Source organism: Rhizobium sp. S152 (genome assembly GCF_030380735.1).
Taxonomy (GTDB): Bacteria; Pseudomonadota; Alphaproteobacteria; order Rhizobiales; family Rhizobiaceae; genus Rhizobium.
Map to the genome: position 1 here is coordinate 237,484 of NZ_JAUDRZ010000030.1, position 23,429 is coordinate 260,912.

Sequence of the window (23,429 nt, forward strand, 5' to 3'; positions counted from 1 at the left end):
CTTGTCGTCTTCAAAACGCATGAAATGGTGAACCTGAAATTGCCAGGCGGGCGATAGCAGCCGTTTCTATCTGCAAAGTCTAGTCATCTTTGTGAAGCCACACGTAATTAAGCCGGTACCGGTCGCTGTCCCTGCCGAAATTGTAGGGAGCCTCGACCGTTTCGACGACAGGATTCGGCACGGAGACCTCTGGCACGACCTGCGCAAGCCAGCGTGGGATGGCCTTGTCGCTCTCGCTGCGGGGCTTCCACACAACGAGGATGGGGTAATTGAGTGGGACATCCGAGCCGATCGGGCCCGCTGTGCGGACAGGCAGCTTCGGCAACTGCATGTGGATATTGCCTGCGAGGTGTACATCCTCGGTGATCACGGAACCGGGCATTTGCTTCGAGGTCAGTTGCTTTACCAAGTCAGCCATCGGCAGATTGATGTTTGTGTAATCGCCTGTATATCGAGCGACGATCACGCTACGTGCCGCAAGCGGGATCAGCGTTATGATCATCAAAACCGGAAACACCGGCCGCAGTCGCCGGAGGCCAGCCGATAGGTCGATGTTCGCGGCGCGCATCTTCGCGAAAAGGTAGAGCGGCACGATGACGAGGAACGGATTGAGCCACCGCTCGGTAATATGCGTGGCGCCTGTGATCATGATGATCGCGACAATCATCAACAGGCTGATGAGGACGATCCGCTCGATCAGCCTCGTCAGCTGATCACTGGCCCGCATGATCGCCAGACTGTCGCGTCGGAAGGCGAGAAGAAAAATAACGACTGTCAGCGCGCAGTAGGCGAGCGTCGCACGCAGCAGTGAAACTATGCCTCGGATCGTCTGCTCAAAAAGGTTGAGGCTCTTGTCGAGCTCCATCTTTCCGAGTGTTTGAGCCGAGGCGCTATCGAAGTTCCCGATCAGCCAGATGGCATGTGGTGCAACGATCACCAGCGCGACCCCAATTGCCGGCAGCATTCGCCAATCCAGGAGTTTTCGCCGCCAGTTGGAATCGAATAGCAGCGCCAGACAGATGGCTATTGGCAGGATTGCAAAGTTATACTTGCAAATCACACCGATACCGCTTGCGATCCCGATCAGCAGGTAGCTCAGCAGGCTTGGTCGCATCAGGGTGCGGAAAACACCGTAAAACAGCAGCGACGTCGCGGTCAGCACGGCGACTGTGTGCGTCAGATCCTGCTGTGGCATGTAGGAGATTTGCGGTAGCGTCAGCAGGGAAAGCATGGCGAAGGCCGCCAAGGAACGACTGCGCAGCACCTCGTAGGCCGCCAGGCCGTAGAGGATGTAGCAGATGAAGAGCATTGCGAACTTGGTGCCCGACAGCGACCACATGGAAAGGCCGATGATCGAGACAACGATCGCCTGGATCCAATTATAGAACGGCGGCTGCGGCCCATATCCGGCGAGCATGAACTGCGACAGGAAGGACTGCTCGGCCTCGTCAAGAAGGAGCGACCACGGAAGGAGCGCGCGCACGGCGACAGTCAGGAGCAGATAGAGGGCAAGCAACAGACTTGCGTTGCGGATGTTCTTAGTAACCACCGCGAGAACGCCACGATCCATTTCGTGGGGTTTGGTCGCGCCAACGGCACGACGGGGGTGATCATCAACACTAGGGTCTATTGGCAAACAGGAGCTCCGAAGACAGATTCGTGTGTAACACCGCGAAGCCTGGCAGTGTGGAGCTCTCTATATAGCGATTATGCACGAAGAGCGAGGCGCTTAGGGCAAGGGCGCCGGACCATTTTCCACGCCCGGCCAAGAAGGCGGATTACCGTTTCGTCTGCTGCGCGCGCCGTCTGCCGGCGCGTTCTTCCCGATGTGAGTCTATCTGCTGCTTGATATGCCACCACTTTGCTATCGCGGCGCCACTCAGATTCTGAGGGATATAATAACTCATTATATCCGTCTTGGCATTTCGCGACCATTGCAACTTGAATGCCTCGCTGCCGATTCCGAATTCGACGTTGAGGCGTTTATCGAACGCACCTCGCATTATAAACTCATCGAGGACCAAGCCAGGCGAATACTTTGCATATTTCGGATCAGCGTGGAAACCAGCGATAATTCCGTCCACATGCGATAGGCAAAACGACGCGACGTTGGCTGCGATCGGCTGATTGTCGATGAGTATTGCGTATATTTTGGTCTTCGCGGTGCTTGCCGGATCCGTTGCCCAGCCGATGAGAAATCTACGGTAGGCGTCGGACGTCAACCAGTTGCCGTTCTTGCCCACGCGTTCGCCCCAAAGCCGCTTCTGGCCAAACATCCAATCGAGCAGTTGCGCGGCATAGGTCGGATCCGCAACCGGATCGATCTCCACCACCTCAAATCTGCCCATCTCAGCTAGCTTCTTCCGCTTTCTGTTAAGTTGCTGCTTTGAATTTATTCCTGATTTTTCAATAAATTGGCTCCAGTCGGTTTGGTTATGGAAATCGGCAAAGGGAGCGATGTTCGCATCGCGGCCGATGTGTCGCTTGGATTGAATCTGCAACTCCAGCGCCGATCCGACCACCACATGGGGCATGTCGATGATGCATGCTTGAGAAGATTTTTCGATCGTTGACCAAGCAAGCCGGATATTTTGCCGAACGTCGGAATCTGGATCGACCAAGACATCAGTAATCTTCACGCTGTTCGGACTCAGCGGGCGCACGATCCAAAAAGGCCCTCTGCGATATCGTACTAGCGGGAACACAAGCGACATCTGGCCTGCTTCATACACGACGACGCAGAACAGTGAATGCCCGTTCGGACGGGCAACTTCATTCCAGCTATGCAAGGTAAGTGAGTAGGTTTGAAAAACCGAGCCCTTGGCTTTGAACCACAGGTTATTCCAGTCATTCTCCAATGCTGCCATCTTCGAAGCATCGGTAATGACAGTGCAGACCCTATCGCGCGGTTCGAAATGTCTTAAAGTCATATTCTTTTCCATGGGCGGTAAAAGTATTATTCAATTATATATTCCGCTCATGTCAAGTTTTTATAAAGTATATCCGGCACCTTCAACTTTTGTTGAAGTGCTTGATAAGGGCAGGAAGTCGTGCTTGTCGGTGGGGCCGGTCGATATTTTATCTCTTCTTCCGGGCTTGAGGAAATGCTGAGGAAGAGTTGTGCATTGCGCCGGCTGCGCAGTCGGTGATCACGATCGTGATGCAAAGCTATAAAAGCTTTATGCTGCTCGCTGCCGGAACACCCGGCAGCGAGCGCAATTGTCTTAGGCCTTGCGCAGCGGCGCCGGCAGAAGTTCCTGCGGGAAGTCCTGATAGGATACCGGGCGCAGGAAGCGATAGATCGCCAGCGTGCCGACCGAGGTCGTGCGGCCGTCCGATGTCGCCGGGAAGGGGCCGCCATGCACCATGGCCGGGGACACTTCCACGCCCGTGCCGAAGCCGTTGACCAGCACGCGTCCGGCAAGCAGTTCCAGCGTCGGCACCAACGCCTTGGCAGCTAGGAAGTCGGCTTCGTCGATATGAAGCGCGACGGTCAACTGCCCCTCAAGGGCATCCACGACGCGGGCAAGCTCGGCTTCGTCGCGGCAACGAACGATCAAGCCCGCTGCGCCGAAGACTTCTTCCTGCAGCGAGGTATGTGCGAGGAAGGCCGCGGCGCTGGTTTCGAACAGGTTCGCCGAAGCCTCCTGCTCGTTGCCGGCCTTGCCGGTTGCGAGCTTCTTCACATCGCCATGGCTGGCCAGTCGTGCGACGCCCTTGCGGTAGGCTTCGCAGATGCCGCCGGTCAGCATGGTCTGCGCCGGTGCCTCTGCGAGAGCCGCCGTGGCGCTGGCAACAAAGTTGTTCAGACCATCGCCGTCAATGGCGAGGATCAGGCCTGGATTGGTGCAGAACTGGCCGGCGCCGAGGACGAGCGAGGACACGAACGCCTTGCCGATTGCCTCGCCGCGGTTCTTGAGCGCGTTGGGGAAGAGAATGACGGGGTTGATGCTGCTCATTTCTGCATAGACGGGAATGGGCTGCTTGCGCTCGGAGGCGATTTTCATCAGCGCGGTGCCGCCGCGGCGCGAGCCGGTGAAGCCGACAGCGCGAATATGTTCATCGGCGACCAGCGCCTGTCCGACTTCGAAGCCGGCATCGAACAGGAGGGCAAAGGTGCCGACTGGCAGCCCGCTTGCCGCAACGGCTTTCTGCACGGCCTTGCCGACCAGTTCGGATGTTCCCGGATGCGCCGAGTGCCCCTTCACGACGACAGGGCAACCGGCTGCAAGTGCCGACGCCGTATCGCCGCCGGCGACCGAGAAGGCGAGCGGGAAATTCGACGCGCCGAATACGGCGACCGGGCCCACGGCGAGGTTGCGAAGGCGAAGATCGGGTTTCGGTGCAGGCTTGCGGTCCGGATCGGCCGGATCGAAGCGCAGTTCCTGGAAAGTGCCGTCACGCACCTCCTTGGCGAACAGACGCAACTGGCCGACTGTTCTGCCGCGTTCGCCTTCGAGGCGGCCGCGCGGCAGGCCGGTTTCTTCCATCGCGCGAACGATGAGCTCGTCGCCGATCTCGATGATGGCTTCTGCGATCGCCTCAAGGAAAGCAGCGCGCTGCTCCAGCGAGGTCTCGCGATAGACAGGGAAAGCCTCCCACGCGAGCGCCGCTGCCTTCGCCACGTCATCCGTCGTGGCGCCCGCGAAGCCAGGTTCGAGAGACCCGCCGGTGGCAGCGTTCACCCCCTTGAATTCCTTCGCCGTGCCGCGCACGGCAACGCCGCCGATTAGAAGGTCGCCGGAGATTGTCATAATTCGTCCTTTCGAAATCTATTCAGGAGGCCGGGACAAGGTTTGACCCAGCTCGAAGTGGAATGCCACCCACCGAGTGCGAGAGTTCGCTACTGCCTACTTAGGTTTCGAGCGGGTGAGATGCAAAGGAAGATTTTATGAATTGTAATACTTTTGCGTGTTTGCGCTCGCGCAAACGGCGGAAACAATCGTGAAGTGAAATTGCGTCTGCCGTTGTTCGAGGGGGCGCCGAGGGCCGATCGCACGAGCAGGTTAGGCACGCGCGTCCGGCACCGAATAACGAGTTTCGCGTGTCGTCCTGACGGCGTGCGTTATTTGTTCTGCAGCAACCAGATCTTGCCCGCCATCGAGATACCATAAGCGTCCGTTACACCATCCTGGGTCAGGTTACGGCGCTCCAGAAAACCGTGCTCGCACAAATCCACGAGCGTCTTCGCCGTGACTGTCTTGATTTTCTGGGGACGTTCTTTCCAGCGGTCGTTCTTCGCATAGGTGACGGTAGCGTTCTCATGCGTCCACTTGCTTCCCGGCTGCGGGTAAAGGTCGCCGTCACGGGCGAGTTTAAGTCCCGCCGTCTGAGATGGGGTTAGTTTCAACATTTCGGGAACCTCTTGGAATATTGTATCGCATCCTGCACGGAAAAGCCGGGAATGCTGGGGAACCTTGGAAAACCAAGGGTGATTGACTGCAACACGAAAAGCTCGCTTCCCGAGGCTTGTCGGCGACTGTAAAGCATCGATTTCTAACAGAGATTTATGGTGCCCCCGGCAGGGTTCGAACCCGCGACCCCCTGATTACAAATCAGGTGCTCTACCAACTGAGCTACAAGGGCAATGCCTGCCAACTACCAGATTCTGCGGTCCTGTAAAGGAGAAATCGGCGATATGTTGATTTCGCTGTTGAAACTCTTCGCGCCGCCGCGAGGTCAGTTCGTCGCTGTTTGCCGCACGCTGGTCTGCAGGTTGCCGCCAGCTGTACTTTCGTCCGAACCCGACGGTGCCATGACGATGATGCTGAGCACCGACACCACCATGACGCCTATGACTGCGATCATTATCCGCACGTGAAGTCTCCTTGTTGAGGCACCGATAAACGCGCGGCACGGCCACTAGGTTCCGAGGGGACCGAGGCGACTATTGGGTGGGAGGCGGGGGGACGGGCTGGGGACGGTCTGCAGACAGGGGATCCGGCTGATGCAGCGGTTGTGTCTTGTCGATCCAGGCGATGCTGACGATAAGCGCGACGAAAGTGGCGACAAAGAGAATGCCGAATATGAGGGAGCGTCCTGCCATATCGAGTGCTGTTCCTTCCGTTCGGGAATGGCAGCTTTTAGCAGAAAGCCGAGTCGAAACCGAGGCAGCCGAAGATTTTCTCGGGTGCTCGCTTGGTTAGCGCGCCAAGTTCCGGATGACGGCGGCGCTTTCGCCGCCGTCATCCTTGTCGACCTCAATTCCTCAAATGTAGTCGCGCGGCATAGAGCGCGATCGCCGCCGCGTTGGACACGTTGAGCGACTTGATGGCGCCGGGCATGTCGAGTCGGGCGAGCGCGCTCACCGTCTCGCGGGTCTTTTGACGCAGTCCCTTGCCTTCGGCGCCGAGAACCAGCGCGACCTTGTCGCCGGAGAAGGTGCCTTCCAGCGGAGCCGGTCCTTCCGAATCGAGGCCGATCGTGAAGAAGCCGAGCTTGTGCAATTCGCCGAGCGCGTCGGCGAGGTTGGTGACCTGGATATAGGGGATCATTTCCAGCGCGCCGGAGGCGGATTTGGCGAGCACGCCCGATTCGGTTGGGCTGTGGCGCTGCGTTGTGATAACTGCGCCGGCATTGAAGGCGACGGCCGAGCGCATGATGGCGCCGACATTGTGCGGGTCTGTCACCTGATCGAGCACCAGGAGCAACGGGCTGCTCTTCAGCGCCTCAAGGCGGCGCACGGGCAGTGGTCGGGTCTCGAGCATGACGCCTTGGTGGATGGCTTCGGGGCCGAGAACCTTGTCGATATCCTGTGGCGAGACCATCTCGATGGGAATGCCCAACGTCTCGGCATCGATCTCAAGCCGCGCAAGCGCATTCTGCGTCACTGATAGCTTGATCTTCTTGCGCTCATTGTTTTCGAGCGCGGCGCGCACCGTGTGCAGGCCGTAGAGAAACACCTGGTCCGGCGCCAACGCCGGCGGCTTCCAGTCATCGCTGCCGCGTCTGCGCTTCTGCGGGGCAGGGGTTGGGATTTCGCCACGCTCGCGCTTGTTGTCGCGGTGCGCACGACGCAGCGTCGCGTAATGCGTGTCCTTGGCGGATCGGTCTTCGGCGGACGGGCCGCCTGTCTTGTTGTCTTTGCTCATGCCGCTTTATAACGGCGGCACTTCTGTCCGCATAGGATTTCTTTACAGTGCAGCGCCTTTCGATCGTCGATGAAATTTTTCACATTTTTTCCACCGTCATCGTGTTGACATGCGGAAGTCGTCCGGTCATATACGCGGCGCAGACCGAGGGGCGGCAACGCTTCGAAGGCTTGCAGACTTGGTCTAACGATCCGGACGAAAAACTGGAGAGATGCCCGAGTGGTTAAAGGGGACGGACTGTAAATCCGTTGGCTCAGCCTACGTTGGTTCAAATCCAACTCTCTCCACCATTCGTCCTTGGATCGGACCAACCCCGCGGGTATAGCTCAATGGTAGAGCAGCAGCCTTCCAAGCTGAATACGCGGGTTCGATTCCCGCTACCCGCTCCACTTTCTTTATCGATCTGGCTTGCTGACCGGCTTTCCGGCGCGGCGGGTTCGTGTCTCGATCTCATCCCCACAAGAGAACGAATGGCGAGGCCAGTGCGATGATACCCGCGGCCGTCCAGCGCGCGCTGCCGTAGGCTTTGAGTTCCTCGCGTCCGAGCCACTTGCGCACCGCCGCGAAGCCCACCGCGATGATCGCGCTGTAGATGAGCGCCCGCAAAAGGATTGCCCAGCCGCCGCCGAAGAGCCCGATGGCGATGCCGAAACCGGCAAGCGCGCCAAGAATGCCGTATCCGACGTCGAACATAAGATTGGTGGTCGCTGATAGCGGCGTCAGCATGCGCGGGAAAGCGATTGCGAAGGCGGCCGTCAGCAGCCAGATGGCGACGATTGCCTGCAATGTCGAGGAACTGACGATCGATGCCGCCAGCGCCGGCAGTCGCTCGGGCGTCGAAAGGCGAATGATCTGAGCGAACCAATCGATCGCCGCGGCAAGTATCCACAAGACGAATGCGCAGGCGGCGAAGATCAGAAAGTTGCTTGCCGATCGTTTGGCGATTTGCATCTGTTCCATTTGTTTGCCCTCACGATGCGCTTTCCTCAAGCGCGGTCGCGAAGTTGTACCATATAATCAGATGGTTGTGTCTAATTGCCGGCAATGCTCGAGCGTCGCCTCCCGCAACGGAGGTTGCCGATTGAAGGCTACCTTCTTATATGCGGGCGCAGCGTCCAATGGCGTCCGCAATTAAGTCTTGCGCAATTCCGCCGAAACCCTTAAACGGCGGCACTAAACCGGTTCGCCGGGGTCACCCATTTCGTTCACAGGAAGCATTCAAATGGCAAAGAGTAAGTTTGAGCGCAACAAGCCGCACGTTAACATCGGCACGATCGGCCACGTTGACCACGGCAAGACGTCTCTGACGGCAGCGATCACGAAGTTCTTCGGCGAGTTCAAGGCGTACGACCAGATCGACGCTGCTCCGGAAGAAAAGGCACGCGGCATCACCATCTCGACGGCACACGTCGAATACGAGACGCCGAACCGCCACTACGCGCACGTCGACTGCCCCGGCCACGCCGACTACGTCAAGAACATGATCACCGGTGCTGCCCAGATGGACGGCGCGATCCTGGTTTGCTCGGCTGCCGACGGCCCGATGCCGCAGACCCGCGAGCACATCCTGCTCGCTCGTCAGGTTGGCGTTCCTGCCATCGTCGTGTTCCTCAACAAGGTCGACCAGGTTGACGACGCAGAACTCCTCGAGCTCGTCGAGCTGGAAGTTCGCGAACTTCTGTCGTCCTACGACTTCCCGGGCGACGACATCCCGGTCATCAAGGGTTCGGCCCTGGCCGCTCTCGAAGATTCGGACAAGAAGATCGGCGAAGACGCGATCCGCGAACTGATGGCTGCTGTTGACGCCTACATCCCGACGCCTGAGCGTCCGATCGACCAGCCGTTCCTGATGCCGATCGAAGACGTGTTCTCGATCTCGGGCCGTGGTACGGTTGTGACCGGCCGCGTCGAGCGTGGCATCGTCAAGGTTGGCGAAGAAGTCGAAATCGTCGGCATCCGCGCGACCTCGAAGACGACGGTTACCGGCGTTGAAATGTTCCGCAAGCTGCTCGATCAGGGCCAGGCCGGCGACAACATCGGCGCACTGGTTCGCGGTGTGAACCGTGATGGCGTCGAGCGTGGTCAGATCCTGTGCAAGCCGGGCTCTGTCAAGCCGCACAAGAAGTTCATGGCCGAAGCCTACATCCTGACGAAGGAAGAAGGCGGCCGTCATACGCCGTTCTTCACCAACTACCGTCCGCAGTTCTACTTCCGTACGACTGACGTGACCGGTATCGTCTCGCTGCCGGAAGGCACGGAAATGGTTATGCCTGGCGACAACGTCACCGTTGCCGTCGAGCTGATCGTTCCGATCGCGATGGAAGAAAAGCTGCGCTTTGCGATCCGCGAAGGCGGCCGCACCGTCGGCGCCGGCATCGTCGCTTCGATCGTCGAGTAATCTTCGGATTACCATGATTTTGGAAAGGCCTCGCCGGCGACGGCGGGGCCTTTTTTGCTGCGCTCGGCGACGGTCAGCTTCGACCCATGGCATATACGCATGCTGCTCCGCCGAAATATCCGCCCTTTACAATCATTCCATGCGCTCCAAATCTTGACGGCCGTGCGGTTGAGTTATCCGTCGGCGCTAATAAAGTGTTTACGTTATTCCCGATGCCGCGGATGGGAGCGCACGGGATGAACAATATGGAACGAGGTGCTGCTTCGTGTTCGAAGCAGCCGTTAACATGTTTCGATGGGAGAAGAGATGGCGGACAATGCGCGCGTATTTATTGGTTTCGACAGCAAGGAGGTCGTTGCCTATCATGTCTTTTGCCAGAGTATTCTTGAGAAAAGCTCGATACCGGTCGAGTTCCTGCCGATTTCGCTGACCAGCCTTGGCGGAATCTTCACACGTGAACGAAATGCGTTGCAGTCGACCGAATTTTCGTTTTCGCGTTTCCTGGTTCCATACCTGAGTAGCTATGAAGGTTGGAGCCTGTTTGCGGATTGCGACATGCTGATGCGTACCGATATCGCCAAGCTATGGGCGCTACGTGACGATCGCTACGCCGCCATGTGCGTCAAGCACGACTATACTCCGAAGGTGGAGACCAAGTTCCTCGGAAACGCGCAGACGAAATACGAGAAGAAGAACTGGTCGAGCGTCATCCTGTTCAATAATGCGAAATGCCGCGCGTTGACCAAGGATTACGTCAACGAGGCAACCGGCCTGCAGCTGCATCAGTTCAAGTGGCTGGAATCCGAAGATCTGATCGGTGAGTTGCCGCCGACATGGAATTGGCTCGTCAATGAATATGACTACAACGAGCAGGCTGATCTCGTGCATTTCACCGATGGCGGCCCGTACTTCGAGGCATACAAGAACGATGACTATGCCGAGGAATGGTTCGCCGCGCGCGAGCGGGTGCTTTCCGTCGCTCAGCGCTGATTTCGACCGACGGATGTTTCCGATCGGTAGTGCCCGTCACACAGTGGCGGGCCTTATCGTTTGAAGCGCTTCAAACGATTGCCCAAGCGTCGCACGAAACCGCGTACCCGGCGTTGGAACTTTGTCATCCCCCAGAGTTTGGCCATCTGCCGTTCCATGCCCGTGAAGCGGTTGGCCAATACATTGGAGGCGACGAGCGCGATCGTAGCCTCGCTGAATTCGGGAAAACGGGCGTGAATACGCGCACTGGAACCGGTCGCCTCGCCGAGTGTCTCTTCGAACCGCAGGATGCGTCCCTTCTTGACGAAGAGCTGCAGCAGGATCTGCTCCCACGTCCAGTCATGTTCGGCGTACATGCTCAGGTTCAGGCTGGCAACGCCGGTGAAGCCGCAGAGGCAGACCTGCGCCTTCGGCATCGTCTCGGCGATCCACATGGCGACTGCAAAGCCCGTAGTCGGCACGCGTTTGATCGGATAGATGTGGCCGATCTTGTAGTCGAAATCGAGCGTGTAAGGCACCAAGTCGCTTGACCGCGCGGCGGGGATAGGCGGCGTCCCGTCGGGGACGCCGGGGCTTGCAAGCACGCCGACCTCCGCCTTGAGCGGTTTCGAAAACAGGCTGTAGGCCCGGTTGAAGTGTTTTTGTGACTTCAGGAACCGGGTGCCGCCGGCAACAAGCCGGTGGCAGAGTATCGCATCATGTTCGAACGGGCGTGACAAGACCTTGGCGCAGCCGGTGAAAAATACATAGAGTGTACGTTCAGGCAAAGACCGTGTGATGGCATCGATGTCGACGGCTTCGCTGTTGGCGATCAGCGCTACCATTTCATAGTCGGCCAGAATGGCCTCAAAGTCTTCCCCTTGCATCCGCATCGTAGTTTCGGTCCGATCCTCATTTCCCAAGTGTCATGGATAGAGGATGCTGGCGTCGGCGTCATCCCCGGAAGGAAAAGATTGGCGGGGCTTGGCATTGCTTGCCTTGTCCGTCGAATACTGCCAATTGTCAGGCAGGATGAGGAGAAGTTTCATGGCCAAGCGTATTCTGTTTACCGGTGGCTCGGGCAAGGCGGGCCGTCACGCGGTGCCGTGGCTCGTCAATGCCGGCTACGAGGTGCATAATGTCGATCTCGTGCCGTTGCAGAGCCCCGGCGTCACAAACCTGATCGCCGACATTACCGATAGCGGTCAGGTCTTCAACGCGCTCTCCATGCATACGGACTTTCCGGATCTGGAGGCGGGCAGGGGTGTGCGGCCATATGATGCCGTCATCCATTTCGCTGCCATCCCGCGCATCCTCATCAAGCCCGACAACGAGACCTTCCGAATCAATACGATGGGCACGTACAACGTCATAGAGGCGGCCGTGAAGCTGGGCGTTCGCAAGATCGTCGTCGCTTCCAGCGAAACGACCTATGGCGTCTGCTTCGCCGAGGGGCATCGCGATTTTCATCAGTTCCCGCTCGATGAAGACTACGACGTGGATCCGATGGACTCCTACGGCCTGTCCAAGGTCGTCAACGAGAAGACCGCGCGCGCTTTCGCCGACCGCAGCGGGGCGGATATTTACGCGCTGCGAATCGGCAATGTCATCGAGCCGCATGAATACGAAAATTTTCCCACCTATTTCGCCAATCCCGAGATGCGCAAGCGGATCGCGTGGAGCTACATCGACGCGCGCGACCTTGGCCAGATCTGCCATCTCTGCATCGAGAAAGACGGTCTTGGCTTCCAGGTTTTCAACGCGGCGAACGACACCGTTTCGGCCAATACTCCCTCGAGAAAGCTCGCCGAGCGATTCTATCCGAACGTTCCCTTCACCCGCGAGATCGGCGAATATGAAGGCCTGCTGTCCAACCGCAAGATCCGCGAGGTGCTCGGTTTCAAGGAGGAGCACGACTGGCGAAACTATGTGAAAGCTTGAGCGCCGCTTCGGGAGTGGATGCGGCGTTGGAAAAATCGAAAAACGCACTTGCCATTCCTGCGTAGTCGCCGTAAAGGGTGCGCCATGCTTGCACGAACGTCCTGAGGCCAAGCGGCCACAGGAGTGAATGCAAAGCGCGAAGGGGTATAGCTCAGCTGGTAGAGCGGCGGTCTCCAAAACCGCAGGTCGTGGGTTCGAGCCCCTCTGCCCCTGCCATTTTCAGACTTCTTTATACATTGTCCGTCTATGTCTAGCTGGAATTGAACCGGCTGGTTTGTTGTGGCGTTTTCACAGTCACCGGTCGATCAGTGCCGGAGAAGGAAGTTGACGCCACAATCCGTGGAGAGGCAAGGCACGAAAGCCGGTCGCAAGAAGCGGCCGCTGCCGGCGGAGGTGCGCTCCGCCTCGGCCGTGCCGGATGGCATTGCACCAAAGTCCGCCGTCGAGAAAGTCCCCCCACTTCTTTCCCTGGTCGTCCCCTGTTTCAACGAACAGGATGTCCTTCCCTTGTTTTTTTCGCGCGTGGTCGATGAACTCGAGCGGATCGACGGTATCGATTTCGAGATCGTATGCGTCAACGATGGCAGCAGGGACGGGACTCTGGCGGTGTTGCTCGGCGCTTGTCGGGCCGATGCCCGTATCCGGGTTATCGATCTCAGCCGGAATTTTGGCAAAGAGGCCGCGCTTTCCGCAGCACTTGCCGAGGCGCGTGGCGATATCATTGTGCCGATCGACGCCGACCTCCAGGATCCTCCGCAACTGATTGCCCAAATGGTCGAAAAATGGCGGGAAGGATATGATGTCGTGCTCGCGAAACGGATGGATCGGTCGGCCGACACCGTGCTCAAGCGTTGGACGGCTTCGGCGTTCTACCGCGTGCACAATGCATTGTCTGATGTCGCCATCCCCGAAAACACCGGCGATTTCCGCCTGATCACCCGCGAGGTGGTTGATGCCCTGGCGCAATTGCCTGAGCGGCATCGCTTCATGAAAGGCCTGTTCGCCTGGGTTGGTTTTCGAACGGCGGAAATTGAATATCGCCGCGAACCACGCGCGGCGGGCAAGACCAAGTTCTCTTTTTGGAAGCTGTGGAACTTCGCGATGGAGGGCGTCACGAGTTTCAGCACGCTGCCGATGCGCATCTGGACCTACATCGGCACCTTCGTCGCTTTCTGCGCGGTCATTCGCGCCGTCATGCTGACGGTGCGGACCTTGATCTGGGGCGTGGATGTTCCGGGCTATGCTTCGCTTGCCACCGCGATCCTTCTTTTGGGCGGCGTGCAGCTGATCGGCATCGGTATTCTCGGCGAGTATGTCGGCCGGATCTATTTCGAGGTAAAGGGGCGACCGATCTACATCGTGAAAGGCCGTCACGGGAGCAGGGTTTGACGGCGGTGGAGCCCGGACCCGAGAAGAGCAGCCAAGCTCTTGGAACGTCTCTCTTCTGGCTATGCGCGGCCGGCATCCTGTTGATCGCCGTGGGGTTGCGGCTCCCGATGCTGGCAAGTCGCCCGCTCTGGTTGGATGAAACCTACAGCGCCTGGTTTTCCGCGTTGCCGCTCCGCGAGCTTTGGAGCGAAGTTCCGGCTTATGAAACCCACCCGCCGCTCTACTATTCGCTCCTGAAGGGTTGGCGCTTCTTCTTCGGTCCCAGCGAGGCTGGGCTGCGAAGTTTCTCCGTGCTGGCAAGCGTCACGACCGTTTTCCTTCTCTCGATCTCCGGGCGCCTGCTTCGGGTCGGGGCGACGGGCGAGGCCGTGTCGTTGATTGCCGGACTGTTGCTCGCCGTCAATGCTGGAAGCATCAAATATGCACAGGAGGCGCGGCCCTACGCGCTTGAAACGCTTGCGGTGACTTGCGCCCTTGTCGCGTCGGCGGGATTTGTCTCGGCGTTCGGGCGCCATGTCGTCCGTCCGCGTGCGGCTGTTTGGGCGATGGCGCTTGCATTGTCCGGCGGGCTTCTCCTGTGGTCGCACAACACGGCGCTCTTCGTGGCCTTCGGCATTTGGTGCGCGTTGGGTGTGGCGATCCTGGTGTCCGGTTCCATTCACAGAGGGCGAATGTTCGCGCTAGCCTGTTTGGCGGGCATCGGCGCCTTGTTGATCTGGGCGCCGTTTCTTCCCTGGTTCATCCGGCAAAGCCAGAGCTTCGGCGCGATGCGGTTCTGGATCACGCCGATGCCATACGATCTCGCCAGCGCCTGGGTTCTGGCGGGCGGCGGGCTCGGGCCTGCCGCTCTCGCCCTTCTTCTTGCCGGCGCCGGCGCGTTGGCGCTGTGGCAACGTCACCGGCCGTTGCTTGCCGGCCTCTGCGTCGTGCTTGTCTTGCCGCTGTCACTCGTCCTGACGCTGAGCTTCCTGATGAAGCCTATTTATCTGGACCGGCTTTTTGGCTGGATGGCCCCGCCGCTAATGCTATTGGCGGCATGTGGCATTGTCTGCGTGTTCAAGAGCCCGCCGATCAGGTTCGTCGTCTGCTGCGTCGTTCTCGCCGCAAGTCTCCGGATGGTGACGCAGGACTATGCGGCGGTGCCGACCGAGGATTTTCGCGCACTGAGCACGGAACTGACCGCACGTGCCCGTCCCGGCGATATCGTCATTGCCATTCCCAATGAACTCAATGTCGCTTTTGACTATTATGGATCGGCATCGCGCTCTCCGCCGGTGATCTATTTGCCAGGCCCTTTTCCCTATCTTGCTCAAGCCGGCAGCCGAAGCCACGTAGGTAATCTTGGAGCGCCACAGGTCATCGCCGGCGATGTGGCCGATCTTGACGAGCGGCTGGCCGGTTACTCCCGCATCTGGTTGGTCACTCGCCGATCTGATTTGTACGATCCTGACAGTCTCGCTCTCACCGCCGTTGCGCGGATGGGTCGCTTGGCTGAAGAACTCGCATTCGGCCTCGTGAAAGCTCGGCTCTTCGAGCGGTCGCCTCCCTGATGTTGAAAAGTATCCGGCAAAAGATGAGATCGGCGCATTGCAAAGCGAAGGCAGTCTATGTTAACAGGGCCCCTCGGCATGGAAATGTTCCGTGTCTTGCGAAGCGCCGGCGTTGCCTCAGGGCTTGATGCTGCGTATCCGTTAATTTCGTTAAACTTCGGTTTCCCCTCTTGTGTTAACGGGAAGCGGTGGTTATGTAGGGTTCAACAGACACGCGGTGCGTGGGGCTGATATTTCAGCTTTACGCGCCGTAATTGCGTGGGCAGTCGATGGCATCCAAATCCAATCCGTTTACGTTTCTTCAGCAGGTTCGCACGGAAACGTCGAAAGTTACCTGGCCGTCGCGCCGCGAGACGATGATCTCGACGATCATGGTGCTGGTAATGGTGGTATTTGCCGCGCTGTTCTTCTTTGCCGCGGACCAGCTTATCGGTTGGCTCCTGAGCTTCGTGCTCAACGTCGGCAACTGATAGGGTGGAGATATAACATGGCGGCACGTTGGTATATCGTCCACGCATATTCGAATTTTGAAAAGAAGGTCGCTGAGGACATCGAGAACAAGGCTCGCCAGAAGGGGCTTGAGCACCTGTTCGAGAAGATTCTCGTGCCGACCGAAAAGGTGGTCGAAGTGCGTCGCGGCCGTAAGGTCGATAGCGAGCGCAAGTTCTTCCCGGGCTACGTCATGGTTCGCGCGAATCTGACGGACGAGGCCTATCACCTGATCAAGAACACGCCGAAGGTCACCGGCTTCCTCGGTTCCGACAATCGTCCGGTTCCGATTCCCGACTCCGAAGCGGAGCGCATTCTTGGTCAGGTCCAGGAAGGTGTCGAGCGTCCGAAGTCTTCGGTTACCTTCGAGATCGGCGAGCAGGTCCGTGTTTCCGACGGTCCTTTCGCATCGTTCAACGGCACTGTGCAGGATGTGGACGAAGAGCGTTCGCGTCTGAAGGTCGAAGTATCCATCTTTGGTCGCGCTACGCCGGTCGAACTCGAATACGCTCAGGTCGAGAAGGTCTGAGCCGGGAGGCGGTCGTAAGCGACTTGTTTTCCTGCGGCGCAAGCCGCGAAGCGCGTGGAAGGTGAGGGCACCTTAGCCGGGTCCTAAAATCCGAACCACGCAACCGCAGCCGCCGGAGTAATTCGGCATTTATTGGCCGGGCAACCGGCCGTCAGTGAAAGGCAGAGAGATATGGCTAAGAAAGTTGCAGGCCAGCTCAAGCTTCAGGTCAAGGCAGGATCGGCTAACCCGTCCCCGCCGATCGGCCCGGCGCTTGGTCAGCGTGGCATTAACATCATGGAATTCTGCAAGGCGTTCAATGCCGCCACGCAGGAAATGGAAAAGGGTATGCCGATTCCGGTCGTCATCACCTACTACCAGGACAAGTCCTTCACCTTCATCATGAAGCAGCCGCCTGTCAGCTACTTCCTGAAGAAGGAAGCGAAGATCCAGTCCGGCTCGAAGACGCCTGGCAAGGGCGCCAACGCAGGCAAGCTCACCAAGGCTCAGATCAAGTCGATCGCCGAAGCCAAGATGAAGGACCTGAACGCAGCTGATATCGAAGGCGCAATGGCGATGATCGAGGGCTCTGCCCGCGCCATGGGCCTGGAAGTGGTAGGATAAGACCATGGCAGGCAAGCGCACCAAGAAGATCAACGAAGGTGTTGATCCCACGAAGCTCTACGCTCTCGACCTCGCTATCAGCATGGTCAAGGAACGGGCTGTCGCCAAGTTCGACGAAACCGTCGAAGTATCGATGAACCTCGGCGTTGACCCGCGTCATGCCGACCAGATGGTTCGCGGCGTTGTCAACCTGCCGAACGGCACGGGCCGTGACGTTCGCGTCGCCGTCTTCGCACGTGGCGCCAAGGCTGATGAAGCCAAGGCTGCAGGTGCTGATGTTGTCGGCGCTGAAGATCTCGTCGAGATCGTTCAGGGCGGCAAGATCGACTTCGATCGCTGCATCGCGACCCCGGACATGATGCCGCTCGTCGGCCGCCTCGGTAAGGTTCTCGGCCCGCGTGGCATGATGCCGAACCCGAAAGTCGGTACCGTCACCATGGACGTCGCCGGTGCCGTCAAGGCTTCCAAGGGCGGCGCTGTCGAGTTCCGCGTCGAGAAGGCTGGTATCGTCCACGCCGGCATCGGCAAGGCTTCGTTCGACGCCAAGGCTCTTGAAGAAAACATCAAGGCCTTCGCTGACGCCGTCATCAAGGCAAAGCCGGCTGGCGCCAAGGGTAACTACGTCAAGCGCGTAGCGATCTCTTCGACCATGGGCCCGGGCGTCAAGATCGAAGTCGCTTCGGTCACGACCGCTTAATCAAGTTTCGCCGGGCTTCGGCCCGGCTCATCAGATTCCGGCCTCGCAAGGGGCCGGGATATTCCGGAGAAATCCGGAATCCTGTCCGAGATTGCAGGTGGTTTTCCCTTAATCACTTGGCCTGCATGAGACGGGTAAGGCCCGAATTTTTGAAGCTCCGCTTCATCGATTTGGTTCGAACCTTGGATGCCTTGTGCCTCTTAGCCTTTCTGGCGCGGAGCGCGAGGGGACAGGATCCTCAAGCGTCGCTTGGGATCATTCGTGATCTCAGGAGGCAAAGGCAACCCGATGGGGCCGGTCACGGTCTCATCTACTGGAGATAGGCAGTGGAAAGAGCGGAAAAACGCGAATTCGTCACGGAACTGAACGAAGTCTTCAAGGCTTCGGGCTCGGTTGTCGTGGCCCACTATGCTGGTGCTACAGTCGCGCAGATGAACGACTTCCGTTCCAAGATGCGCGCAGCTGGCGGTACCGTCAAAGTCGCGAAGAACCGCCTGGCCAAAATCGCCCTTCAGGGTACGGAAGCGGAAGGGATCTCTGGTCTCTTCACCGGTCAGACGCTCATTGCATACAGCAATGACCCGATCACCGCTCCGAAAGTCGTCGTGGATTTCGCCAAGACCAACGATAAGATCGTTGTTTTGGGCGGCGCCATGGGAACAACGACGCTCAACGCCGATGCAGTCAAGTCGCTCGCGACCCTGCCTTCGTTGGACGAACTGCGCGCGAAGCTGCTGGGCATGATCCAGACTCCGGCTACCCGCATTGCAGGCGTTGTTGCAGCACCGGCAAGCCAGCTTGCTCGCGTGTTTTCGGCTTACGCCAAGAAGGACGAAGCCGCATAAGGCGGTTTTTTGCTGTTTATAAACAACCGGTTCGAACCGAACAAAAGGAATTGATACAATGGCTGATCTCGCAAAGATCGTAGACGACCTCTCCTCGCTGACCGTTCTGGAAGCTGCAGAACTGTCCAAGCTTCTCGAAGAAAAGTGGGGCGTTTCCGCTGCTGCTCCGGTAGCAGTTGCTGCTGCTGGCGGTGGCGCTGCTCCGGCTGCTGCTGAAGAAGAAAAGACCGAGTTCGACGTTATCCTGGCTGACGCCGGCGCTAACAAGATCAACGTCATCAAGGAAGTCCGTGGCATCACCGGCCTCGGCCTCAAGGAAGCCAAGGACCTCGTTGAAGCCGCTCCGAAGGCTGTCAAGGAAGGCGTTTCGAAGGCTGAAGCTGCCGACATCAAGAAGAAGCTTGAAGACGCCGGCGCTAAGGTCGACGTTAAGTAATCTTGAACTACATGTGGGGGGTGAGGTTTCTCACCTCCCATTTGTCGTTTCGTTGAACGAATTACCCAAAAGCCGCGTGAAAACGGCTTTTGGGTAATGGGTTCTTCAAGAGGATAGTCTCGAACCAAGACGCGAAGGCAATCCGGCCTCGTGTTTCGGGAAGTGAGACGAGATTGAATTACTCATGATCGACGGGGTCGACTGGCCATCGGTTCCCGTCCGTTGCAGGCCCGGATGCAATTTTGAAGGAGCGACGATGGCTCAGACCCTTTCGTTCAATGGTCGTAGGCGCGTACGCAAGTTTTTCGGTAAGATCCCAGAAGTCGCAGAGATGCCGAACCTCATCGAGGTTCAGAAGGCGTCCTACGACCAATTCCTGATGGTTGAAGAGCCCAAGGGCGGTCGCCCTGACGAGGGCCTTCAGGCAGTTTTCAAGTCCGTTTTCCCGATCACGGATTTTTCCGGCGCTTCGATGCTGGAGTTCGTGTCCTACGAATTCGAGCCGCCGAAGTTCGACGTCGATGAATGCCGGCAGCGCGACCTGACCTATGCGGCGCCGCTGAAGGTGACGCTTCGTCTGATCGTGTTCGATATCGATGAGGATACGGGCGCGAAGTCGATCAAGGACATCAAGGAACAGTCCGTCTACATGGGCGACATGCCGCTCATGACCAATAACGGTACGTTCATCGTCAACGGCACCGAGCGCGTCATCGTTTCGCAGATGCACCGTTCGCCGGGCGTGTTCTTCGACCACGACAAGGGCAAGAGCCACTCTTCCGGCAAGCTGCTCTTCGCGGCTCGCGTCATTCCGTATCGCGGCTCCTGGCTCGATATCGAATTCGACGCCAAGGATATCGTCTACGCCCGTATCGACCGTCGCCGCAAGATTCCGGCAACGTCGCTGCTGATGGCCCTCGGCATGGACGGCGAAGAAATCCTGTCGACCTTCTACACGAAGTCGAACTACGAGCGCGACGGCGACGGCTGGCGTATTCCGTTCACCCCTGAGACCCTCAAGGGTGCGAAGACGATCACCGACATGATCGACGCCGACACCGGCGAAGTGGTCGTCGAAGGCGGCAAGAAGCTGACCCCGCGTCTGCTTCGCCAGCTCTCCGAAAAGGGCCTCAAGGCTCTCAAGGCGACCGACGAAGACCTGTACGGCAACTTCCTTGCCGAAGACATCGTCAACTACTCGACGGGTGAAATCTACCTCGAGGCCGGCGACGAAATCGACGAGAAGACCCTGCCGGTCATCCTGTCGCACGGTTTCGACGAAATCCCGGTTCTCGGCATCGACCACATCAATGTCGGCGCCTACATCCGCAACACGCTGAACGCCGACAAGAACGAGAACCGCCAGGACGCTCTGTTCGACATCTACCGCGTGATGCGTCCGGGTGAACCGCCGACCATGGAATCGGCCGAAGCCATGTTCAACTCGCTGTTCTTCGATGCGGAGCGTTACGACCTCTCCGCCGTTGGCCGCGTGAAGATGAACATGCGTCTCGACCTCGACGTCGCCGACACCGTTCGCACGCTCCGCAAGGAAGACATTCTGGCCGTGGTCAAGATGCTTGTCGAACTGCGCGACGGCAAGGGCGAGATCGACGACATCGACAACCTCGGCAACCGTCGTGTTCGCTCCGTCGGCGAACTGATGGAAAACCAGTACCGTCTCGGCCTGCTCCGCATGGAGCGTGCGATCAAGGAACGTATGTCCTCGATCGAGATCGACACGGTCATGCCGCAGGACCTGATCAACGCCAAGCCGGCAGCAGCCGCTGTTCGCGAATTCTTCGGCTCCTCGCAGCTGTCGCAGTTCATGGACCAGGTGAACCCGCTTTCGGAAATCACCCACAAGCGCCGTCTTTCGGCTCTTGGCCCGGGTGGTCTGACCCGCGAGCGCGCAGGCTTCGAAGTCCGCGACGTTCACCCGACCCACTACGGTCGTATTTGCCCGATCGAAACGCCTGAGGGACCGAACATCGGTCTGATCAACTCGCTGGCTACCTTCGCGCGCGTCAACAAGTACGGCTTCATTGAATCGCCGTACCGCCGCATTGTCGATGGCAAGGTCACGAACGACGTTCTTTACCTCTCCGCAATGGAGGAGGCCAAGTACTACGTCGCACAGGCCAACGCGGAACTGTCGGCCGACGGCGAGTTCGTCGACGAGTTCGTCGTTTGCCGTCACGCCGGCGAAGTTATGCTCGCACCGCGCGACAGCATGAACCTGATGGACGTCTCGCCGAAGCAGGTCGTTTCGGTCGCAGCCGCTCTCATCCCGTTCCTGGAAAACGACGACGCCAACCGCGCGCTCATGGGCTCGAACATGCAGCGTCAGGCCGTGCCTCTGCTGCGTGCCGAAGCTCCGTTCGTCGGCACCGGCATGGAGCCGGTCGTTGCTCGCGACTCCGGCGCCGCCATCGGTGCCCGTCGTAGCGGTGTGGTCGACCAGGTCGACGCGACGCGTATCGTTATCCGCGCGACGGAAGACCTCGATGCCGGCAAGTCCGGCGTTGATATCTACCGCCTGCAGAAGTTCCAGCGTTCGAACCAGAACACCTGCGTCAATCAGCGCCCGCTGGTTACCGTCGGTGACGTCGTCAACCGTGGCGATATCCTCGCCGACGGTCCGTCGACGGACCTGGGCGACCTGGCTCTCGGCCGCAACGCGCTCGTCGCGTTCATGCCGTGGAACGGTTACAACTACGAAGACTCGATCCTGATGTCGGAACGCATCGTCGCTGACGACGTGTTCACCTCCATCCACATCGAAGAATTCGAAGTGATGGCCCGTGACACCAAGCTTGGTCCGGAAGAAATCACGCGCGACATTCCGAACGTTTCGGAAGAAGCGCTGAAGAACCTCGACGAAGCAGGCATCGTATACATCGGCGCTGAAGTTCAGCCGGGCGACATCCTCGTCGGCAAGATTACGCCGAAGGGCGAAAGCCCGATGACGCCGGAAGAAAAGCTTCTGCGCGCCATCTTCGGTGAAAAGGCTTCCGACGTTCGCGACACGTCCATGCGCATGCCTCCGGGCACCTACGGCACGATCGTCGAAGTCCGCGTCTTCAACCGCCACGGCGTTGAAAAAGACGAACGCGCAATGGCGATCGAACGCGAAGAGATCGAACGTCTCGCAAAGGACCGCGACGACGAGCAGGCGATCCTCGACCGTAACGTCTACGGCCGTCTGATCGAGATGCTCCGCGGCCAGTCGTCCATCGCGGGCCCGAAGGGCTTCAAGAAGGGCACTGAGCTGTCGAACGCCGTCGTCTCCGAATACCCCCGCTCGCAGTGGTGGATGTTCGCCGTCGAGGACGAAAAGGTTCAGTCCGAGCTCGAAGCCCTGCGTGGCCAGTACGACGAATCCAAGTCGCGCCTTGAACAGCGCTTCATGGACAAGGTCGAGAAGGTCCAGCGCGGCGACGAAATGCCTCCTGGTGTCATGAAGATGGTCAAGGTCTTCGTCGCTGTGAAGCGCAAGATTCAGCCGGGCGACAAGATGGCCGGCCGTCACGGTAACAAGGGCGTGGTCTCGCGTATCGTGCCTGTCGAAGACATGCCGTTCCTCGAAGACGGCACGCATGTCGACATCTGCTTGAACCCGCTGGGCGTGCCTTCGCGCATGAACGTCGGCCAGATCCTCGAAACCCACCTTGCCTGGGCTTGCGCCGGCATGGGTAAGAAGATCGGCGAGCTGCTCGACCAGTACCGCAAGACGATGGACATCGCCGACCTGAAGGCAGAGCTGACGGACGTCTACTCGTCGCAGGCCAAGGACGAAGTCGCCAACTTCGACGACGACTCGCTCGTCAAGCTGGCCGAACAGTCCCGCCGTGGCGTCTCTATCGCAACGCCGGTCTTCGACGGTGCGCATGAGCCTGACGTTGCCTCGATGCTGAAGAAGGCAGGTCTGCACGAAAGTGGTCAGTCGGTTCTGTACGACGGCCGCACGGGCGAACCCTTCGACCGCAAGGTCACCGTCGGCTACATGTACATGATCAAGCTGAACCACCTTGTCGACGACAAGATCCACGCTCGTTCGATCGGTCCTTACTCGCTCGTCACCCAGCAGCCGCTCGGTGGTAAGGCGCAGTTCGGCGGTCAGCGCTTCGGGGAAATGGAAGTCTGGGCTCTGGAAGCATACGGCGCAGCTTACACGCTGCAGGAAATGCTCACGGTCAAGTCCGACGACGTCGCCGGTCGTACCAAGGTCTACGAAGCCATCGTCCGTGGCGACGACACGTTCGAAGCGGGTATTCCCGAAAGCTTCAACGTTCTCGTCAAGGAAATGCGCTCACTGGGTCTTTCCGTCGAGCTCGAGAACTCGAAGGTTGACGAGCAGCAGACCGGCCAGTTGCCGGACGCCGCCGAGTAACCACCTGATAGGGTGCGCGCTGTCCTGCAGCGCGCACCGTCCCAGCTCTGGCCCCGTAACGTGTTGGCCGGGAAGGGACGATTTCGCCGCATTCTGCGG

Annotated in this window: 20 protein-coding genes and 4 tRNA genes; 15 read left to right on the forward strand and 9 right to left on the reverse strand. The window is 58.8% G+C overall.

Annotated elements, in window-relative coordinates; translation table 11 throughout:
- Positions 1-79: 79 nt before the first annotated feature.
- From QTL95_RS25800 to rlmB, 7 genes are all read right to left on the reverse strand, one after another.
- Entirely contained in the window at positions 80-1,549 is a 1,470-nt protein-coding gene (locus QTL95_RS25800; protein WP_289722738.1) for a glycosyltransferase family 39 protein, read from the reverse strand.
- A 229-nt stretch (positions 1,550-1,778) separates the two neighbouring features.
- Complete coding sequence (locus QTL95_RS25805; protein ID WP_289722739.1) at positions 1,779-2,930, reverse strand: GNAT family N-acetyltransferase; 1,152 nt, start codon at positions 2,928-2,930, stop codon at positions 1,779-1,781.
- 294 nt (positions 2,931-3,224) lie between these two features.
- Positions 3,225-4,754, reverse strand: a complete 1,530-nt coding sequence (locus tag QTL95_RS25810; protein WP_289722740.1) for an aldehyde dehydrogenase (NADP(+)) — start codon at positions 4,752-4,754, stop codon at positions 3,225-3,227.
- A gap of 311 nt (positions 4,755-5,065) precedes the next feature.
- Positions 5,066-5,353, reverse strand: a complete 288-nt coding sequence (locus tag QTL95_RS25815) for a hypothetical protein (protein ID WP_289722741.1) — start codon at positions 5,351-5,353, stop codon at positions 5,066-5,068.
- A 157-nt stretch (positions 5,354-5,510) separates the two neighbouring features.
- A tRNA-Thr gene (locus QTL95_RS25820) sits at positions 5,511-5,586 on the reverse strand.
- A 93-nt stretch (positions 5,587-5,679) separates the two neighbouring features.
- Positions 5,680-5,808, reverse strand: a complete 129-nt coding sequence (locus tag QTL95_RS25825) for a hypothetical protein (protein ID WP_289722742.1) — start codon at positions 5,806-5,808, stop codon at positions 5,680-5,682.
- Between the two features lie 392 nt (positions 5,809-6,200).
- A complete protein-coding gene (rlmB, locus tag QTL95_RS25830) occupies positions 6,201-7,091 on the reverse strand; it encodes a 23S rRNA (guanosine(2251)-2'-O)-methyltransferase RlmB (protein WP_289722743.1) in 891 nt (296 codons plus the stop codon).
- A 205-nt stretch (positions 7,092-7,296) separates the two neighbouring features.
- On the opposite strand from rlmB, the gene QTL95_RS25835 reads away from it, so the two are divergent.
- Positions 7,297-7,381: transfer RNA gene (locus QTL95_RS25835), tRNA-Tyr, on the forward strand.
- A gap of 25 nt (positions 7,382-7,406) precedes the next feature.
- A tRNA-Gly gene (locus QTL95_RS25840) sits at positions 7,407-7,480 on the forward strand.
- Between the two features lie 61 nt (positions 7,481-7,541).
- Here QTL95_RS25840 and QTL95_RS25845 read toward each other — a convergent pair.
- Positions 7,542-8,051 (reverse strand): hypothetical protein, encoded by a 510-nt coding sequence (locus QTL95_RS25845; protein WP_289722744.1) that lies wholly within the window; start codon positions 8,049-8,051, stop codon positions 7,542-7,544.
- A gap of 262 nt (positions 8,052-8,313) precedes the next feature.
- Between QTL95_RS25845 and tuf the strand changes: the two genes are divergently transcribed.
- Both tuf and QTL95_RS25855 read left to right on the forward strand, forming a co-directional pair.
- Positions 8,314-9,489 carry an elongation factor Tu gene (gene tuf / locus QTL95_RS25850; RefSeq protein ID WP_289722745.1) on the forward strand — a complete coding sequence of 392 codons (1,176 nt, stop codon included), beginning with the start codon at positions 8,314-8,316 and terminating at the stop codon, positions 9,487-9,489.
- Between the two features lie 306 nt (positions 9,490-9,795).
- Complete coding sequence (locus tag QTL95_RS25855; RefSeq protein ID WP_289722746.1) at positions 9,796-10,479, forward strand: glycosyltransferase; 684 nt, start codon at positions 9,796-9,798, stop codon at positions 10,477-10,479.
- Between the two features lie 53 nt (positions 10,480-10,532).
- Here the strand turns inward: QTL95_RS25855 and QTL95_RS25860 are convergent, their stop codons facing one another.
- Complete coding sequence (locus QTL95_RS25860) at positions 10,533-11,303, reverse strand: hypothetical protein (protein WP_289722747.1); 771 nt, start codon at positions 11,301-11,303, stop codon at positions 10,533-10,535.
- 202 nt (positions 11,304-11,505) lie between these two features.
- On the opposite strand from QTL95_RS25860, the gene QTL95_RS25865 reads away from it, so the two are divergent.
- The 11 genes from QTL95_RS25865 to rpoB all read left to right on the forward strand — a co-directional run bounded on the left by QTL95_RS25865 (position 11,506) and on the right by rpoB (position 23,330).
- Entirely contained in the window at positions 11,506-12,399 is an 894-nt protein-coding gene (locus QTL95_RS25865; protein ID WP_289722748.1) for an NAD-dependent epimerase/dehydratase family protein, read from the forward strand.
- A 140-nt stretch (positions 12,400-12,539) separates the two neighbouring features.
- Positions 12,540-12,615: transfer RNA gene (locus QTL95_RS25870), tRNA-Trp, on the forward strand.
- Positions 12,616-12,678: 63 nt separating this feature from the next.
- Positions 12,679-13,788 carry a glycosyltransferase family 2 protein gene (locus tag QTL95_RS25875; RefSeq protein ID WP_289722749.1) on the forward strand — a complete coding sequence of 370 codons (1,110 nt, stop codon included), beginning with the start codon at positions 12,679-12,681 and terminating at the stop codon, positions 13,786-13,788.
- On the forward strand, positions 13,785-15,338 hold the full coding sequence (locus tag QTL95_RS25880; protein ID WP_289722750.1) for a glycosyltransferase family 39 protein: 1,554 nt from the start codon (positions 13,785-13,787) through the stop codon (positions 15,336-15,338). Before QTL95_RS25875 ends, QTL95_RS25880 begins: the two co-directional genes overlap by 4 nt.
- 269 nt (positions 15,339-15,607) lie before the next feature.
- Positions 15,608-15,808, forward strand: coding sequence for a preprotein translocase subunit SecE (gene secE, locus QTL95_RS25885; RefSeq protein ID WP_037187131.1), 201 nt, complete (start codon positions 15,608-15,610; stop codon positions 15,806-15,808).
- Between the two features lie 17 nt (positions 15,809-15,825).
- A complete protein-coding gene (gene nusG / locus QTL95_RS25890) occupies positions 15,826-16,356 on the forward strand; it encodes a transcription termination/antitermination protein NusG (protein WP_037187132.1) in 531 nt (176 codons plus the stop codon).
- A gap of 171 nt (positions 16,357-16,527) precedes the next feature.
- Positions 16,528-16,959, forward strand: coding sequence for a 50S ribosomal protein L11 (rplK, locus tag QTL95_RS25895; RefSeq protein ID WP_289722751.1), 432 nt, complete (start codon positions 16,528-16,530; stop codon positions 16,957-16,959).
- A 4-nt stretch (positions 16,960-16,963) separates the two neighbouring features.
- Entirely contained in the window at positions 16,964-17,656 is a 693-nt protein-coding gene (gene rplA, locus QTL95_RS25900) for a 50S ribosomal protein L1 (RefSeq protein WP_289722752.1), read from the forward strand.
- A 326-nt stretch (positions 17,657-17,982) separates the two neighbouring features.
- The gene (gene rplJ, locus QTL95_RS25905) at positions 17,983-18,501 is read left to right on the forward strand and encodes a 50S ribosomal protein L10 (RefSeq protein ID WP_016553543.1); all 519 of its coding nucleotides are present in this window, start codon (positions 17,983-17,985) and stop codon (positions 18,499-18,501) included.
- 58 nt (positions 18,502-18,559) lie between these two features.
- Positions 18,560-18,937, forward strand: a complete 378-nt coding sequence (gene rplL / locus QTL95_RS25910; protein WP_112536934.1) for a 50S ribosomal protein L7/L12 — start codon at positions 18,560-18,562, stop codon at positions 18,935-18,937.
- Positions 18,938-19,193: 256 nt separating this feature from the next.
- The gene (rpoB, locus tag QTL95_RS25915; RefSeq protein ID WP_289722753.1) at positions 19,194-23,330 is read left to right on the forward strand and encodes a DNA-directed RNA polymerase subunit beta; all 4,137 of its coding nucleotides are present in this window, start codon (positions 19,194-19,196) and stop codon (positions 23,328-23,330) included.
- Positions 23,331-23,429 lie beyond the last annotated feature (99 nt).

Bases quoted from the DNA above. Each gene is read 5' to 3' on its own strand.
- QTL95_RS25805 (WP_289722739.1), bottom strand. From the start codon at position 2,930: ATGACTTTAAGACATTTCGAACCGCGCGATAGGGTCTGCACTGTCATT.
- QTL95_RS25810 (WP_289722740.1), bottom strand. From the start codon at position 4,754: ATGACAATCTCCGGCGACCTTCTAATCGGCGGCGTTGCCGTGCGCGGC.
- QTL95_RS25815 (WP_289722741.1), bottom strand. From the start codon at position 5,353: ATGTTGAAACTAACCCCATCTCAGACGGCGGGACTTAAACTCGCCCGT.
- QTL95_RS25825 (WP_289722742.1), bottom strand. From the start codon at position 5,808: ATGATCGCAGTCATAGGCGTCATGGTGGTGTCGGTGCTCAGCATCATC.
- rlmB (WP_289722743.1), bottom strand. From the start codon at position 7,091: ATGAGCAAAGACAACAAGACAGGCGGCCCGTCCGCCGAAGACCGATCC.
- QTL95_RS25845 (WP_289722744.1), bottom strand. From the start codon at position 8,051: ATGGAACAGATGCAAATCGCCAAACGATCGGCAAGCAACTTTCTGATC.
- tuf (WP_289722745.1), top strand. From the start codon at position 8,314: ATGGCAAAGAGTAAGTTTGAGCGCAACAAGCCGCACGTTAACATCGGC.
- QTL95_RS25855 (WP_289722746.1), top strand. From the start codon at position 9,796: ATGGCGGACAATGCGCGCGTATTTATTGGTTTCGACAGCAAGGAGGTC.
- QTL95_RS25860 (WP_289722747.1), bottom strand. From the start codon at position 11,303: ATGGTAGCGCTGATCGCCAACAGCGAAGCCGTCGACATCGATGCCATC.
- QTL95_RS25865 (WP_289722748.1), top strand. From the start codon at position 11,506: ATGGCCAAGCGTATTCTGTTTACCGGTGGCTCGGGCAAGGCGGGCCGT.
- secE (WP_037187131.1), top strand. From the start codon at position 15,608: ATGGCATCCAAATCCAATCCGTTTACGTTTCTTCAGCAGGTTCGCACG.
- nusG (WP_037187132.1), top strand. From the start codon at position 15,826: ATGGCGGCACGTTGGTATATCGTCCACGCATATTCGAATTTTGAAAAG.
- rplK (WP_289722751.1), top strand. From the start codon at position 16,528: ATGGCTAAGAAAGTTGCAGGCCAGCTCAAGCTTCAGGTCAAGGCAGGA.
- rplA (WP_289722752.1), top strand. From the start codon at position 16,964: ATGGCAGGCAAGCGCACCAAGAAGATCAACGAAGGTGTTGATCCCACG.
- rplL (WP_112536934.1), top strand. From the start codon at position 18,560: ATGGCTGATCTCGCAAAGATCGTAGACGACCTCTCCTCGCTGACCGTT.
- rpoB (WP_289722753.1), top strand. From the start codon at position 19,194: ATGGCTCAGACCCTTTCGTTCAATGGTCGTAGGCGCGTACGCAAGTTT.